Genomic DNA, 16,077 nt, shown 5'->3' with positions numbered 1-16,077 from the left:
TATCCCTCCCGGGACATCGTCTTTTCTTTTTTTGTTTGAACTTGTCGAAGGAAGGCTGTTGCGATGTTCCCTTATTCCGGGAAAGTGATTTCAACAAAGTAAGATTTTCGGAAGCAGGTAAAGATTTTCTGTATAACCTGAATAGTTTGTCCGGAAGCTGTTTCCAGGTCTAAATTTGTTTAAACCGACACAGGGGTTTGCTACCATCCAATGAAACGCACTACTTTTCTACGGACTACGAGTAAAATTTTAAGTGATACAACAAAGATAATTCCAATATATGGTATAATGAGGTGATGTTTTTCATTGATGAAAGATTATTTTTGTAGGGAGGGAATAGAATGTCAGTAGATTTCTATTGTGATGAGGTTCTAAGTGGAAAGACACCTGTGAATAAAGTTTACGAGACCGAAAATGTGCTTGCTTACCATCATACACGCCCATTCTATCCTGTACATATTGTTGTAATTCCTAAAAGGCATATATCATCGCTAATTACCTTGGAAGACAGCGATACTGGATTGCTTGTTGAACTGTTATCCGTAGTAAAAAAAGTTGCGTCTGATGTAGTATCTGAACAAGGTGCTTGCCGAGTGATAACAAATTTAGGAAAGTACCAAGATTCAAAACATTTACACTGGCATATAGCTTTTGGTACACCTATAAGATAATTGGATAGAACATGGATTCCATTACCCTATGAGGCGGAATTTTTTTGAAGGGTGAGAAGAATTATGGGCCCAAGAATAATGCACCTGGTAATTGCTAATAGAATTGCAGAGTGTCTGTCGATAGAAGATAGTACACTATTTTTACTCTCTATAAGAGGGTTAATGCTATTTTCGGTTGAACATGAATGATTCAATCTAAAATCTCATCATATGTTATAGTTAGAATCAATACTGATATTTAAGGGATTGAATGGTGCAACCAATGAATCAAATCAAGGATCTTCAGAAACTCATTAAACTCACAGGTGAGCGTGCTAAGTTGGATGCCAAAGCTAACGACACATACATTGTATATAAGACATCTCAGGGACAAATTGTAGAAGAATTCACTGATGGTAAAGTTGTTCCCTGTTTTGAACCAGAATGAATCTCATGCATGAAATGATTCCGATCATGTATGTTTTTGCCGGTAATAATGGCAAAACTGCTGCATCTCAATATTACCGATTCCACATATGTCGATTGTTCAGTGTGAACATCTTCTATACGGTCTGCTTGCCATCCAGACTTGCACCTATAGGGGAACATGATTCTCAAGTATATCCTGCCTGCGAAACAGTTCAGTCGGGGTCATATTGGCATACTTGTGGAACTCCCGATACAAATGGGATTGATCATAATATCCGCTGGATAGAGCCATGTCAATACTCGGGTTTACCCGCTCTTCCCTGATCATTCGAAGTGCCAACTGGAATCGCACAATACTTCCGTAATTTTTAGGCGTCAGTCCTACCTCTTCCTTGAATAAACGTATAAATCGTTCCGTACTAAGATTAGCCATGTCTGCGATTTCAGCAATGGAAGGCGCGGCCGCGGGGGAATGCTCAAACATTTGCAGCGCATAAGCTACGGCTGGATGTCCTTTCGGAACCATAATTTTCTTCTCCAGACAGCGCAGCAAGTATTGCTCGACTAATTGAAACCGTTCCTCCGCCGCAGAAGTCTCCTGCAGCCTTTCCCGAAAATCATCCACATGGGAATGTCGACCCAGACCATCCTCAAGAGGCATGTCAACATCCTTTAGTTTGCCTACCAAATTACCGAGAAAAGGCAGCGCTCCCCCCGGTTTGAATTGAATGCCCATACATGATTCTTGACATACCGTGTCCAGGTAGTAGTAGGATGACCGTGGACCAGCAATAATACTGCCGGGTAGAATCATAAGACGATCCATCCGATTACTCTCAAATACTCGGATCTGATCCTCTTTGAGATTAATAATCCATGCCAAAGAGGCATCGGGAAGTTTAAATTCAAGCCGATGGCTTGGCTGGTAGCCTTCACATATCCACAACTTATCAATCCATCTTGCTAAAGCTTGTCCAGGTTTGCGAGCATGGAAGTTCAAGCAATCCCCTCCCTTGATTTAAACGAATGCCGATGTCAAAATTATACCATCTAAAAAACAAAACGAAGATCAACTTTATACAATACGTTCTGATTTAATATAGCTATACTAATTAGGTAACTATAATTCACAAAAATTAAAGGAGGACAGGTTATGACAACGACTTATAAACCGCAAGGATATTCCGCTGTCACACCGTATTTCATTGTCGCAGGAGCAGACCGATTTATTGAATTTCTTAAGAATTGCTTTGATGCTGAGGAGCTTGAGAGGCATACTCGGCCGGACGGAAGCATTCTACATGCCGCATGTCGAATTGGAGATTCCATCATAGAGATCGGTGGAGGAACTAATAATGATTTTCCGCCGATGAAAAATGCGATCCATCTATTTGTTAAAGACGCAGATGAGGTGTACAACCGGGCTTTGAAAGCAGGAGCGCGTTCCCTGTATGAACCGCAAAATCATGATTATGGGGAACGCTCAGGGGGTGTGGAAGACCCATTTGGAAACCATTGGTATATCGCCACGAATATCAGCAGGTAATTTCTCTAGACAATTGAAACAATACATTGAAAACACTCGTCACTAATGAGTGAGGTGATTCAATGAGGAAAATATTTATTATATTTGGTTTAGCATCCTTATTGCTTTCTGCTTGTGGTGATTCCAACAACAATGGAAATGGTCAAGTAAATAATTCAAGCTTTCCAAAGGTTTCGAAGCCTTACCGTCCAGAACAAGCAGTTCAAAACGGTGATGTGGTAAATGTTCATGGGAAATATTCAAACATGGATAAGTGGCATCAATTCATTAAAAATATTGAAGCTGAGAAAGAGGACAAAGTGCGAATCACCCAATACACCATAGAAGGAGACCCCATCTTCTATGAGCTTGTTTACGATGGCAAGACAATTCATTATACGTATGATAACTCCATGGATGCCTTTGGTTCTGATGCAGGAAGACCGAGTGCAAGTTGCAAAGTAATTGGAACAGATAAAAATGAACAAGGTCATGAGTATTATGTATTAAATGAATGTAATAATGATATTGGCAAATCATTTTGGTTTGCGAAAGAAGAATAAATATATTGTTTACTCCCACAGCCATAATATGGATGTGGGTTTATTTGTTTGCAAATTTCCCTTCAAGTGATACCTTTCGTGGACAAAAAACAATATTAACCCAGCAAATTCAAGGGATTGCACCTCAGGCGGTGCGCGTTCGTTTCTGGGAAAACGGCAAGTTGATCTTTTATACGGTAACAGAGGATAGGGACGTATTTTTCCGATTCGATCCTGAAACGAATAACATCGATACGACGATGAATACTTTAACAAAGCCTACAAACTTCCACCAGTAACCGTAGGAACTACGGGGATAGCTTTTGTGGCTGAACCTAAGTTAGGAACGGATTGTTATTAAAAGGAGCCCATGAATTTGAAACTTTCAAAAGGATCAAATAAAATGGTCTGCCGCTTTGCTTGAGCCACAAGGTAGTTTTACCCAAAGTCTGCATGGTAAAATTACCAAAAACAGTGAGGTTTTATTTATGAGAACAAATTTCGGAAAATACTATGTGCCCCCAACTTTGGAAAAGCTGATCGACTTTCAAAAGGAGATTGGAGGATGGGAGGCTTTTAACAAGGGGTTGAATTTTTTCCTTTCCCTGGACAATTTTCGATATTTCAACACACCAAGTGACGTGATCGTTTTTGGAAATATCGGTGTGGACGGGATTCACTTTGGTTTCCTTACGGATTATGGCTCGGCAGATCACCTTGAAGCAGCGCCCATTGTTTGCGTTTCGCCAATGGAGTTTGATAGTCCCACTAAAATCGTTGCGGGCAGTCTGAGGGAATTTCTTCGCGTGAATCTGGCGGATCAAGAATTGTTTTACAACTGGTTCCAAAGCGAAGAGGATTACATAGCGGCCAAGCGGCGTTGGGCCGAAGAGACTGCCAGCTCTCCATATCGGCCATCGGAAGCGGAAGAGAAAGCACGGCAGGATATCATCCGGCGGTTAAAAGAGGTAATCCCCATGCCCGAGATCGACAATCCGTATAGGTACGTTCAGGAAATCGGGCTTCAACGGCAAAACCGGATTACCGTACAGACCCGGGACGGATTGGGGATTATTGCCCGGTTGGAGGAAGGAGAGAAGCATGAGCCGTTCCCGGTTGATAAGGATACGGACCCTGATTTGGCTCGGCTAAGAGATTTCCTGGAAATCGCGCCTAAAGTCTCGAAGCTTGCGTTGTTTAGGGATGTTCAGCAAAATTATATTTTACGGGATTATGAGCAGCTGTGCTCTATGGTTACGGAAGAAATGAACCGGATGGGGCTTGCGGACGAAGCCGCGCGAATCTGGTGAGTCTGGTTAACCCAGCGATTTGGATTCATGAGCTTCTCGATTCTATCAATCTTCTTAATGCTCAACAGCATGAAATCGCGCCATCTGCCTTATAACGGATTGGCATCCGTAACCTTCCGGACAAGTTCGTACAAATAGAGGAATAGGATAGTTGGACAGGGTGCCAAGTCATATCAATACAGGAGTAAAGTCACTTGTCTTTTGTACTCTAACCGTTATAATTTGAGGTCAGGGATTTTACCATTATTTTCCCAATGGATGTATGACTTCAGAATGGAAGGATGGAAGATGATCAAACAGACGGAAAAGTTTTATTCGAACAGGGTGCTGACCGCTTTTTTAAGTGTGCTGATGTTTGCCGCGGCGTATATCATTTATACTAAACTTTTGGCCGAAACGGACTATATCACAGAGGTTGCTTATTTTGTCTTTTACGGCGTATTAATTGTTGCGGTTGTTGTCGGTTTGGCCTGTGCAATTTTGACTTTTGATCCAAGGCCGATTATTCAAATCTCTCCGGATGGAATTGGGATTAGATCGTTTATTTTCATAGCAGAATTCGTGCCATGGAACGAGGTCGTCGGCACTCGGAATGAAGTCTACAAAAACCGGGTAGGGGCGGGCGTACGCATAACTGTCTCTGCCAATTTATTTAGAATATACCGACCCAATAAGCGCTCCCTCGCTATTAATCTCACCTTGTTAAATAAGCGCGGAGACGGGTTTAATAAGGCCTTTTCGAAATACATGGAAGTTTAGGGACTCAAAATTTTATAAACTTAATCCAAGGAATCGAATAGAGAAATACGATAGGGGAGGGGCGCTTGTCCCTCCTTGCTTGCTGTTGAGACGATGTTGGGAACAGAAATGTTTTTTCAATCAGGCTTCAAATTCCGCAGGGAAATCAACACCTTTATGTCCGCTAACGTTTCATCGCTAAAATAATGGACAGGTCTATTTCTTCTGTGAAGATTCCGCTGTTGTCTATGCGTAATAAAGCTTTTTCCAGTTCCTGTTCGAAAGAAGAAGCCCGGTCGCCAAGGAAACGCCTAGAACCATAGGAAGTGGAATACAGGTTGCCAATGATGGACTGGATCGTCCACTGCTGTTCATACGTTGGCAGACGATGAACTTCTAATTCAAATCGAGATTGTGCAACGATCTCTTCGTGACTAATTTGTGGGTGGGAGTATGTCGTGTTTCCCGCTCTTCTTTCTTCTCCATACCATAATTTGATGATTTGCTGGAGCTCAGCTTGCCATGGCAGCGGCTCTTTATGAGGGGCATAATGATCAATAATGGCGACTCCGCCATCTAGTTGGATTTTGTTATATAGACCGTCGAGCACCGCTTTTCTATCCATCCAATGAAACGCTTTGGCGATCGTGACTACCCGAAAGATTTCGTTAGTATTCTGCAAGTAGCTTTCCGCATCGGCCGTAATCCACTTGATGTTATGGACCCTCGTTTCTTCACTTCTCCTCAAGGCTTCGTCAATCATTTCTTGCTCACTGTCTACGCCAACCAGCCTCTCGAACCAATCGGAGAAGCGCATCATGAGTTGACCGGTTCCGCACCCCAAATCAAGCATATTGCCTTGGCCATCGAGAGAAAATCGGTTCACGATCCACCGCGCCAGTTCAGACGGGTAAAGCGGGCGGTACGCAGAATAATAAGATGCGGTTCCTTTAAATAACTCATGACCGTAATTTTTCATCGTAACACTCTCCTCAGATCGACACAGCGATCATTTTGTTTAGCGATCATAATTATTCTGTCTTTTTCCGGAAAATCCTTCCCAAAATTCAAAATAAAAGGACTCTGCACGGTGAATGAATGCGGGGTTTTTCGCATGGAAATAAAAAGCATTGGCAACGAAGAATATCGATGCATTTTCAAACGGCTTACAAGACAGATTCGTACCTGCCGATTATGCATAGCCGTCGTAAACGGCAGGAAGAAAGCCCCCGTACTTTTAACCAGAGTACGGGGGCTTTCACTTGCGCCATGCTACGGCTCAATCGACACGTCATGCAGCTGCATAATGCCGCTCGGATGTCTCCAGTAGCCCTTCACCTTCTTGCTCACCCCGTCCAAATATTCCTGATGGTGAATGTACAGCATCGGGGCCAGCTCGACGAGCTTCTCCTGCGCTCGCTTGTAAATCGCTTTGCGTTTCTCCGGATCGTTCTCCTTGCGCCCATCGTCCAGCAGCTTATCGAGCTCCGCATCCTTCGTGTAGGTCCGGTTCCCCGGCTCGCCCGCGTTAGCGGAATGGAAGACGAGGTACAGCCCGTAATCGGCGTCGGCCGTCACCGTGGACCAGCCGAGCACGAACATATCATGCTTTCCTTCGGCTGTCTGAGCCAAATAAGCGCCCCATTCCATCACTTCGATTTTCACATCCACATTCAGCTCTTTCAGCTTCGCTTGCACATATTCCGCAATTTTAATTCGTTCCTGGTTGTCATTCGTCCAGATCGTGGTAGAGAAGCCGTTCTCGAATCCTGCCTCTTTCATTAATTCCTTGGCCTTATCCAGGTTATACTCTATCGGCTTGACTGACGGGTCATAACCGTTCACGTCCGGCGCCAGCGGTCCAAGTGCGGGAATTCCCGTTCCTTCGTAAATGCCTGAAATTACTTCATCCTTGTTAATAGCCATGGATAGAGCCTGGCGCACGCGGACGTCATTGAATGGCTCCTTTTCCATATTAAAGCCGATATAAGACAGGCTGAGCGATGCTTGGCGGTTCAAATAAGCGCCGTCCAGTCCCTCCACCCGCTTGATGCTGCTCGGCGATACGGGCTCAATGATATGCGCGTAGCCTGTCTCCAGCTCGGCTATTCGCGTGCCGTCCTCGCTGACCACTTTGAAGGTTACGCTGTCTATTTGCGCTTTGTCGCCCCAGTGGTCGTTATTCTTGGCCAGCTTCAATTCCTGTCCCGGATTCCAGGAGTCCAGCTTGAAAGTCCCCGTCCCTACCGGATTCCGGGACAGCCAGGCTCCCGCCTTCTCCCCGGCGTTCAATTTCTCATAGTCTTGCTTAATGCCTTCGGCGCTGACGATCCCTACGCCAGGGTGAGCCAGATGGGCAAGCAGCGGAGAGTAGGGATAGTCGGTAACAATTTGCAGCGTGTACTCGTCAACGACGGTAACCTCCTTGATCATATTAACCAATGAAGCCCGCGGGGAAGCTGTCTTCGGGTCCAGCAGCCGGTCCAGATTAGCCTTCGCCACCTCGGCATTAAAGGCCGATCCATCTGTAAATTTCACTCCCTGGCGAAGCTTGAACTCCCAGGTTACGTCATCCAGCACCTTCCAGCTCTCGGCCAGTCTCGGCTGGATGTTCAGATCCTTGTCATGCTTCACCAGGGTGTCATAAATATGGGAAGACGCAATGCTTGTTTGCTGGTCTGTCGACATGTGGGGGTCCAAAGAAGGAGGGTCTGACAGCCAAGCCACAATGAGATCCCCGGTATCGCCCCCGCCCTCGGGCTGATCCTTGCCCTTGTCCTCCGTCACGGGATCCGGAGAGTTCGTGCTGCCTTTGTTTTCTTCCGGCGGCTTCTCCTCCGTCGTGCCGCGGCTTTCGCTGCATGCCGATACGGCCAGCAGGATCATCATAAGCACGAGCGGAATGAACCATCTTAACCTTGTTCTGATTGTCAACATTTAACACTCCCCTCTCGATCAAAAGATAAATATTTTTTTCGTACTTAACATATATTTGAGTAATTCAGATTTATTCTAGGATTCTACTTTAACGGGCGAATAATTATTTGTAGAAAGGATGAATTCCACATGCGAAACGCGGCGGGAGCAGCGGATGGCGCGGCACCGGGGCACAGCCGGTCACCGGCACGCGGATGGGGGATGCTCTACAGGCAATTACGGCAAAACACAGCGGCGCTGTTAGGAGGTTACTTCCTTCTTTTCATCATGATCGTTGCAATCCTTGGCCCTTTCCTTACACAGCAGGATCCGACCATCGTCGATTATTCTTCCAAGCTGTTGAAGCCGTCAGCCGACCATTGGTTCGGAACGGACCATAACGGCCGGGATATTTTCACAAGGATTATCCATGGAATGCGGCTTACTCTGACGATTGGCTTCATCTCGGCCATCCTCGGGGCGGCCTTCGGGGTCATTCTCGGTATCCTCTCCGGTTATTATGGGGGAGTATGGGACTCCATCATTATGCGCATCTGCGATATTTTGCTGGCGTTTCCCGGCCTGCTGTTGGCCTTGGCCATTGTAAGCGCTCTCGGAAAAAGCTTGTTCAATGTGATCATCGCGGTCGGCATTTTCTCCATTCCGACCTTCGCCCGGATCGTGCGGGGATCGACGCTGGCGGTTCGCAAGCTGGAATACATTGATGCGATGCGGGCGCTTGGCGCAAGCGACAACCGCATAATTTTCAAGCATATCTTGCCGAATATTACTTCACCTATTATCGTCCAAGCCACTCTTCGCATCGCGATTGCGATTCTGACGGCCAGCGGACTGTCCTTCCTCGGGCTAGGCGCGCAGCCGCCGACACCGGAATGGGGGGCGATGCTGAACGATGGGCGCAACTATATTGCAGAGCATCCTCATGTCGCCCTCTTCCCCGGACTGTCCATCGTCCTTGTGGTCGTTGCGTTCAATCTGCTGGGCGACGGACTGCGGGACGTGCTCGATCCGAAAATGAAGAAGTGACCGGAGTCACCAATTCACTTAAAAAGGAGCCGGCGCCATGCTCATTTATATTCTGCGAAGACTGATTCAAACCATCCCCGTCATCATCGGGGTAACGATTATCGTCTTCCTCCTCATGCATCTCATTCCCGGAGATGCGGCTCAAGTCATTGTCGGGGAAGGCGCTCCCAAGGAGAAGGTGGAGCAAATTAGGGAAAGCCTCGGCTTGAACGATCCGCTGCCCGTGCAGTATTGGAATTACGCCGGCAAGCTGATCCGGGGTGATCTTGGAGACTCTATCCGCAGCAGCCGTCCTATCGCCGACGAAATTTTCAAGAGCCGCTTCTGGATTACGGTGGAGCTTGCCCTGTACGGTACGATACTGGCTGTCTTCCTCGGCCTGACCGCAGGCATTGTTTCCGCCGTGTACAAAAACTCCCCCTCCGATCTCGGAGTCATGCTCGTCGCCTTGTTCGGGGTATCGATGCCGAACTTCTGGCTCGGACTGATGCTGATTCAATATTTCGCCGTCGATCTCGGTTGGTTCCGTCCTTCCGGCTGGGGCACCTGGTCGCAGACCGTGCTTCCGGTCATTACGCTGGGCACCGGCGGCGCAGCCATTATCGCCCGCATGACCCGCTCCAGCATGCTGGAGGTGCTGAACCAGGATTATATTCGCACCGCCCAGGCGAAGGGGGTGCGGGAGCGCGCTGTTATATACAGGCATGCCCTGAAAAATGCGATGATCCCCGTCATTACGGTCATCGGTCTGGAGTTCGGCACCTTGCTGAGCGGAGCGGTGCTGACGGAAACGGTCTTTGCCGTCAACGGAATCGGCCGCTATGTGATCGATTCGATCCGGGCGCGGGATTTTCCGGCCGTTCAGGCCACCATCCTGATCATCTCCTTAACCTTTGTGCTTGTAAATTTGTTAGTGGACATCTCCTATAAATATTTCAATAAACGAATTGATTTCGATTAATCCGACACTTGCGAGAGAGGAGCGAAGAAGGATGAACACGAAGCAGCCGCTGCTGGAAATCAACAGCCTGCAAACCTCCTTTGTCACGGAACGCGGTGAGGTGAAGGCGGTGGACGGCGTCAGTCTGACTATCCACAAAGGCAAAACGCTGGGCATTGTCGGCGAGTCGGGCTCGGGGAAAAGCGTGCTGTCGCTGTCGATTCTGCGTCTGATTTCCCATCCCGGCCGCATTATCGGCGGTGAAATCCAATACAACGGAGACAATTTGCTCGGCAAAACCGGCAGGCAGATGCGCCATATCCGGGGGAATCAAATATCGATGATTTTTCAGGAGCCGATGACGTCGCTGAATCCCGTCTTTACTGTCGGCCAGCAGATCGCGGAAGTATACCGGATTCATGAACGGATGGGGAAGCGGCAGGCGATGGGCAAAGCGGTCGAGATGCTGCGCCTCGTCGGTATCCCTTCTCCCGAGAAGAGAGTGAAGCAGTACCCCTTCCAGCTATCGGGCGGCATGCGGCAGCGGGTGATGATTGCGATAGCGCTGGCCTGCAATCCCGATCTGCTCATCGCCGACGAACCGACAACGGCGTTGGACGTAACGATTCAGGCGCAAATATTGGATCTGATCCGGGAGCTGCAGCGCAGACTGAATATGTCGGTTCTGTTCATTACGCACGATCTCGGCGTCGTGGCGGAGACATGCGACGATGTCGCCGTCATGTATTGCGGACAGATCGTGGAGTATACGGATGTGGTCACGCTGTTCCGGAAGCCGAAGCATCCGTATACGGTGGGACTGCTGAATTCGCTGCCCCGCCATGACATCGAGCAGCAGGAGCTGGTGCCGATTGCAGGTTCCGTCCCGGGCCCCTATGAAGCGCTGGCCGGATGCCGGTTTGCGCCGCGCTGTCCCTACGCGGAGGACCGGTGCCGAGAAGCGCAGCCGGAGTTGAACGAAGTCGGTGACAACCATAAGGTACGCTGCTGGATATATACCGAGCAGTGGGAGAGGAAGCCGGAGGTGAAGGTGACGATATGAGCAAAACACTTCTGACCGTGAATCGGCTGAAGCAGTATTTTCCAATCAAGGGCGGCATATTTGGGCGAACGGTCAACTATGTCAAAGCTGTCGATGATATTTCCTTCACCGTCCGCGAAGGGGAGACCGTCAGCCTCGTCGGGGAATCGGGCTGCGGCAAATCGACGACCGGACGCGCCATTCTGCGCCTGGATGAACCGACCTCCGGGGAGATTCTGTTCGACGGCACCAATCTGCTCTCGCTCGGCAAGAAGGCCATGAACCGCAAACGGAAAGACATTCAGATCATTTTCCAGGACCCGTATGCCTCCCTCAATCCGAGGAAAACCGCCGTGCAGGTGCTGGAAGAGGCGATGGAAATCCAAAATGTCGTGCCCAAGAACCGGCGCCGGCCGCGAGCGGTCGAGCTGCTGGAAACCGTCGGCCTGTCCTCCCACCAAGCGGACCGCTACCCACATGAATTCAGCGGGGGACAGCGTCAGCGGATCGGCATCGCCCGGGCGCTGTCCGTCAACCCGAGGCTGATCATCTGCGACGAGGCCGTCTCCGCCCTGGACGTCTCCATCCAGGCCCAGGTGCTCAATCTGCTGCAGGCGCTGCAGCGGGAATTCAAGCTGACCTATCTGTTCATCTCGCATGATCTGGGGGTCGTACGCCATATTTCCGACCGGATCATTGTCATGTACCTGGGAACGATCGTCGAAATCGCCGACTCCGCCTCCTTATTCCGTCAGCCGCGGCACCCGTATACACGCGCCTTGCTGTCCGCCATTCCGACTCTGAACCCCGAACGCAAAGCGGAGCGCATTCTGTTGAAGGGAGATGTCCCTTCCCCGATCGATCCTCCGTCAGGCTGCCGGTTCCATACCCGCTGCAGGTATGCCAGCGACCGCTGCCGTTCCGAGGCCCCCGCGCTGCGTTCGGTTCCAGGCGAGTCCGGCCATCAGACGGCGTGCTTTCATTTTGAAGACATCGATGTCCCTGGCTAGGTCATAGCTCTTGATCAGAGTTATTTGCTCAATGGAAGCAACATTGATCTAAGGCACATTCGCTTCATGAGGTTACCAGGATAGAATGGATTCGAAGTTAGGGCGTTTTAAGTGCTGAGCTGGCGATTATATCTTAAACATTGGCTCTGTTTTCGTTTATTGTTGATTATCGAGTAAAAGAAAATCGCCCATTGAAAAGGCGATTAATTTAACTGCCGTATTAGAGAAGTGCTTTTAGATCTTTTATTTGCTCTATATGTCGTTGCTCGTGTAAATATAACAGTTCGATCCACTGATCTAATGGCAAGTCACCAAACCTGGGATGATTCACGGCAATTTCCTTCAAAATGGATTTATCATCAACCTTATCAAGAACATCGATTAATTTATTTCTTGAGTCGCTTAATCGTTGAATGATCTGTGGAACTTGAAAAGGTCCCGAACCAGGTTCTGCAATCGCAGGTGCTTGGTACTTCACAGACCTATCTAACACAATTTGAATAGACTTTCGGTCGGTTTCGGATAAAATCCTTTGATCAAGCCCGAATAAAATGGCCTTTCTGGACAAAGTTTCCGTCTTCAATAAATGATGACAAATCTGACCTATACTCCACTTACTAATCTCAAATGTACGATTGAATTCACCGTCATTTAGGGATGAAATCTCATTTAACAATCGCTCTCTAGCTGTAAATAGATTTTTTCCAAAATCATCCATACTATCTCCTCCATAAGATAATGGTAATTTCAACCATAATTATATAACAAGGTACTATGACTTGGTACTATTTTTTACGATATTTATGGTTTAATAGCCAAACCTAAAGAAAATTTACGGGCATTACGATTGCATTCTGTAGGCTGTTTCCTTAAAATTGAATATAAACATCTGAAAAAAGGAGTGACGATGATGTACCGCAAAATAGACGACTTTATTGCGGATTGGAATGAACAGACGGCAGGTACGCTGCGGGTTATCGAGGCGATTACGGACGACAAGCTTGGACAAGCGATTGTGGAAGGACATAGCACGCTTGGCTGGCTGGGATGGCATTTGGCGACGAGCCCGGCGTTTTTTACAGGCTTGGTCGGGGTTAAAGTGCAGCCTGCGGGTACGCGGGATGATGTACCGGGCAAGGTGAGCGAAATTGCAGAGGCCTATCGCCGTATGGCCGCGGATGTGCAGGAAGGGGTCACAAGTGCGCTGACGGATGATATGTTGAGTGAAACTGTGTCTGCTATGGGTAGGGAAATGGCACGCGGAAAACTGCTCCGTACACTGCTCGCTCATGATACGCATCATCGCGGCCAGATGACCGTACTGCTTCGTCAAGCCGGGCTTACCGTACCGGGAGTCATGGGTCCGACGAAAGAACAAATGGGATAAAGCAGCCATTCATTGGATTTTCCATATATGTATAAAAAGACAAGCCGGATGCGAATTGCTTCCGGCTTGATCTTGTATTAAGAAGATTTTATAAAAGCAGGGTTTTCAGAACCGCTTCAAGTACGTCTGTTAGCATCAGGCGAAGTGGGTGAAGGATATATGGATTTCCGCCTTTGTCCGTTTGGAAGCCTACGATGAATCTTTACAAAGTCTTCACTCCTCCAAAACATGCATGTCGCCTGCCGTGAGATAAGACTTCGTCTGAAGTTGCATTTTAAGAAATCGCCATCAGCGCCCCAATACGTCATCGCAAATCTCATATCCTGACCGGTTAAATAAATGAGATGCAGCTCTCCGATTAAACAAATGTCGTGACCTTTTTGTAATAATCCTCCAGCTCGATCGACTTTCCGTTGTTCAGCCTGGATTCCTCCGCCGCGAACGCCATCAGGTGGCTGCGGACGGATGCCGAAGCCGAGGTGAGGCTCTCTCCGCCGTCGTAGCCGCGAACTTCGTTCAGGAAGCTGCGTACAATCCCGCTATCTCCTCCTCCGTGGCCGGTCGTTTGCGGCGGTATTGTGATTTCATGCTCTTCGTGGGTAACGAAATCCATGATGGTGATTTTTCCCTCTTCCCCTCGAAGCTCGCCTTTCGTCCCCATAATCTGAATACGCCGCTCCTGATGGCGGGTAAAGCCGCACATGCTGAACATGGCCGTCGCACCGTTTGCGAACTCCATGTTGACGACCTGGTGGTCCACCACATTGTTATCGCTCTTGTACACGCAGCGTCCGTAATTCGTTTCTTTCAATCCTTTTACGATATGGTCCCGGGACAAATCTTCCGTAAAATGTCTTGCCCATCCCTTGCCTTCACCTAAATAAAATCTCGGCGCGGAATAGGGGCAGGTCGATTCGACGGCACAGCCGTTGAGACAGTAGTCCGTCGAGCCTTCCGGCGCATTGCCGGAATGGAAATGCATCAGCGAGCCGTAGGAGCTGACGCGCACGCACGGCTCGTCCATAAGCCAGGACAGCACGTCCATGTCATGGCACGATTTCGCTAGAATCATCGGACTGGACGTGTCGGAATTGTTCCAGTTCCCGCGCACGAAACTGTGCGCAATGTGCCAGTAGCCTACATTCTCGTTCAGCTGGATCGATACGATCTGGCCGATGCGGCCCTCCTGGATCACCCGCTTGATTGCCGACCAGAATGGCGTGTAGCGAAGCACATGGCAAATCGTCAGCAGCCGGTCGTTATCCCTGGCCGCGCGTTCCATTTCAATGCATTCCTTCGGATCCGGCGACATCGGCTTCTCCAGCAGGACGTGATACTTTTTGTCGAGCGCTTTCAAAGTCGGTTCAAAGTGCATCCGGTCCTGCGTGCAGATCATGGCGATTTCGGCTAGCTTCGGCTGCTCTAGCAGCTGTTCCCAAGACGCATAGCTGCGCTCCGCAGGAATGCCGTGCTCCTCGGCAAACTTGGCCCGCCGCTCCGGATTCGCCTCTGCTACGGCGACGAATTTCAACTCATGCGGATAATCGAGCGCATAAGGCGCATAGCCCCCGGCTCCTCGGGCTCCCGCTCCGATCATAATGGCTGTAAGTTGCTGCATGGTGTTCGCTCCCTTATTGCGGATTTGTATGTACAATAAACCATACGTTTGTTTGTTATAATACACGATTTGACCATTATTTTCTATACTTCTTTTCACTTTTAACTTCAAAAGAATGTAATTCATCACCTAAGGGATACGTCTATCCAAAAATAGGTTTCGGGGGAATGATATTTCACTAAGCATAATCCTGCTACATCCATACACCCTTTCCTTCCCAATTCTGGACTCTCTGTCGACCGATTATTGAGCTGTCTCCAGGCAGAATTGATGGTTTTTGAACAGCCTCTTGAAGTCAAAACTACTGTAAGCGAAAAAATTCATTATTTTTCGCACTATTTGTCATAGTAATGTAAAGTCGTTGGGATAAGATAGTAGAACAGCTTAAACTTTAAGGCAAGTGGTTGATCAATATATGTCATCGTATGGACAGGTTTCGGAAAGTTTCCGGGATACAAGTATACCCCCGAAAGCAGCCATCGAGCAGGGATTACGGCGGTCGGCACGGATGCAGACAGAGAGGTCCCACCCTTTAGGCTGTCTGTTAGTTTTATCCGCAGTAACCTGTTCTCCTGAGCAAAATCACATCCGAGAGATGCTCTCCAAGGAACGAGAAAAGATCCGCAACTGGCTGAAAGATTGTATAGAACGGGCCGTAGCAATTGGTGATTTGCCCGATTCTACGGATATTGCCATGCTGGTTACCTTATTTGAAACATTTCTTCGAGGAATTTCGACACAAGCCCGAGACGATGTTCCATACGAGGCAATTGACTCTGCCATAACTCAACTGATGAGTGTATGGGATGTGCTGTCTGCAAAGACGGGGGATCGGGACAAGATTTGAGAAGACGACAAGTTAGGGGATTATCTATGGGACGGACCTTATAATCCAAGGATCTAGAAAACCAGTTGCGGATAAT

18 protein-coding genes are annotated in these 16,077 nt (G+C 48.3%); 13 read left to right on the top strand and 5 right to left on the bottom strand.

What is annotated here, in order from left to right; translation table 11 throughout:
• Positions 1–341 precede the first annotated feature (341 nt).
• The gene (locus tag KJS69_RS13565) at positions 342–671 is read left to right on the top strand and encodes an HIT domain-containing protein (RefSeq protein WP_213584306.1); all 330 of its coding nucleotides are present in this window, start codon (positions 342–344) and stop codon (positions 669–671) included.
• 262 nt (positions 672–933) lie between these two features.
• Entirely contained in the window at positions 934–1,098 is a 165-nt protein-coding gene (locus tag KJS69_RS13560) for a hypothetical protein (protein WP_213584305.1), read from the top strand.
• Between the two features lie 147 nt (positions 1,099–1,245).
• Here the strand turns inward: KJS69_RS13560 and KJS69_RS13555 are convergent, their stop codons facing one another.
• Positions 1,246–2,079 carry a helix-turn-helix domain-containing protein gene (locus KJS69_RS13555; protein WP_213584304.1) on the bottom strand — a complete coding sequence of 278 codons (834 nt, stop codon included), beginning with the start codon at positions 2,077–2,079 and terminating at the stop codon, positions 1,246–1,248.
• A gap of 153 nt (positions 2,080–2,232) precedes the next feature.
• On the opposite strand from KJS69_RS13555, the gene KJS69_RS13550 reads away from it, so the two are divergent.
• The 5 genes from KJS69_RS13550 to KJS69_RS13530 all read left to right on the top strand — a co-directional run bounded on the left by KJS69_RS13550 (position 2,233) and on the right by KJS69_RS13530 (position 5,215).
• A complete protein-coding gene (locus KJS69_RS13550; RefSeq protein WP_213584303.1) occupies positions 2,233–2,625 on the top strand; it encodes a VOC family protein in 393 nt (130 codons plus the stop codon).
• A gap of 62 nt (positions 2,626–2,687) precedes the next feature.
• Positions 2,688–3,167, top strand: a complete 480-nt coding sequence (locus KJS69_RS13545; RefSeq protein ID WP_213584302.1) for a DUF4362 domain-containing protein — start codon at positions 2,688–2,690, stop codon at positions 3,165–3,167.
• Between the two features lie 44 nt (positions 3,168–3,211).
• Positions 3,212–3,445 (top strand): hypothetical protein, encoded by a 234-nt coding sequence (locus tag KJS69_RS13540; protein WP_213584301.1) that lies wholly within the window; start codon positions 3,212–3,214, stop codon positions 3,443–3,445.
• A gap of 189 nt (positions 3,446–3,634) precedes the next feature.
• Positions 3,635–4,456: a hypothetical protein gene (locus tag KJS69_RS13535; RefSeq protein WP_213584300.1), complete on the top strand. Its 822-nt coding sequence runs from the start codon at positions 3,635–3,637 to the stop codon at positions 4,454–4,456.
• A gap of 288 nt (positions 4,457–4,744) precedes the next feature.
• Entirely contained in the window at positions 4,745–5,215 is a 471-nt protein-coding gene (locus KJS69_RS13530) for a hypothetical protein (RefSeq protein ID WP_213584299.1), read from the top strand.
• Positions 5,216–5,378: 163 nt separating this feature from the next.
• Here the strand turns inward: KJS69_RS13530 and KJS69_RS13525 are convergent, their stop codons facing one another.
• Together KJS69_RS13525 and KJS69_RS13520 are read right to left on the bottom strand one after the other, a co-directional pair.
• A complete protein-coding gene (locus KJS69_RS13525; protein ID WP_213584298.1) occupies positions 5,379–6,173 on the bottom strand; it encodes a class I SAM-dependent methyltransferase in 795 nt (264 codons plus the stop codon).
• Between the two features lie 293 nt (positions 6,174–6,466).
• On the bottom strand, positions 6,467–8,131 hold the full coding sequence (locus tag KJS69_RS13520; RefSeq protein ID WP_374706633.1) for a glutathione ABC transporter substrate-binding protein: 1,665 nt from the start codon (positions 8,129–8,131) through the stop codon (positions 6,467–6,469).
• 129 nt (positions 8,132–8,260) lie between these two features.
• On the opposite strand from KJS69_RS13520, the gene nikC reads away from it, so the two are divergent.
• The 4 genes from nikC to KJS69_RS13500 are packed head-to-tail and all read left to right on the top strand — an operon-like array spanning position 8,261 to position 12,149.
• Positions 8,261–9,157 carry a nickel transporter permease gene (gene nikC, locus KJS69_RS13515; RefSeq protein WP_213584297.1) on the top strand — a complete coding sequence of 299 codons (897 nt, stop codon included), beginning with the start codon at positions 8,261–8,263 and terminating at the stop codon, positions 9,155–9,157.
• 37 nt (positions 9,158–9,194) lie between these two features.
• Complete coding sequence (locus tag KJS69_RS13510) at positions 9,195–10,118, top strand: ABC transporter permease (RefSeq protein WP_213584296.1); 924 nt, start codon at positions 9,195–9,197, stop codon at positions 10,116–10,118.
• Positions 10,119–10,149: 31 nt separating this feature from the next.
• A complete protein-coding gene (locus tag KJS69_RS13505) occupies positions 10,150–11,160 on the top strand; it encodes an ABC transporter ATP-binding protein (RefSeq protein ID WP_213584295.1) in 1,011 nt (336 codons plus the stop codon).
• On the top strand, positions 11,157–12,149 hold the full coding sequence (locus KJS69_RS13500) for an ABC transporter ATP-binding protein (protein ID WP_213584294.1): 993 nt from the start codon (positions 11,157–11,159) through the stop codon (positions 12,147–12,149). Before KJS69_RS13505 ends, KJS69_RS13500 begins: the two co-directional genes overlap by 4 nt.
• A 220-nt stretch (positions 12,150–12,369) precedes the next feature.
• Here the strand turns inward: KJS69_RS13500 and KJS69_RS13495 are convergent, their stop codons facing one another.
• Positions 12,370–12,867 (bottom strand): DinB family protein, encoded by a 498-nt coding sequence (locus KJS69_RS13495; protein WP_213584293.1) that lies wholly within the window; start codon positions 12,865–12,867, stop codon positions 12,370–12,372.
• 192 nt (positions 12,868–13,059) lie between these two features.
• Between KJS69_RS13495 and KJS69_RS13490 the strand changes: the two genes are divergently transcribed.
• Positions 13,060–13,536 (top strand): DinB family protein, encoded by a 477-nt coding sequence (locus tag KJS69_RS13490; protein WP_213584406.1) that lies wholly within the window; start codon positions 13,060–13,062, stop codon positions 13,534–13,536.
• A gap of 358 nt (positions 13,537–13,894) precedes the next feature.
• On the opposite strand, the gene KJS69_RS13485 is transcribed toward KJS69_RS13490, so the two are convergent.
• Positions 13,895–15,154: a Gfo/Idh/MocA family protein gene (locus KJS69_RS13485; RefSeq protein WP_213584292.1), complete on the bottom strand. Its 1,260-nt coding sequence runs from the start codon at positions 15,152–15,154 to the stop codon at positions 13,895–13,897.
• Positions 15,155–15,662: 508 nt separating this feature from the next.
• Between KJS69_RS13485 and KJS69_RS13480 the strand changes: the two genes are divergently transcribed.
• Positions 15,663–16,001, top strand: a complete 339-nt coding sequence (locus tag KJS69_RS13480) for a TetR family transcriptional regulator C-terminal domain-containing protein (protein ID WP_249730506.1) — start codon at positions 15,663–15,665, stop codon at positions 15,999–16,001.
• Positions 16,002–16,077: the final 76 nt, after the last annotated feature.

This window comes from Paenibacillus sp. J2TS4 (assembly GCF_018403245.1).
In the GTDB taxonomy this organism is placed as follows: domain Bacteria; phylum Bacillota; class Bacilli; order Paenibacillales; family NBRC-103111; genus Paenibacillus_L.
Note: the sequence above shows the minus strand (reverse complement) of the source record. Positions and strands in the feature narration are given on the sequence as shown.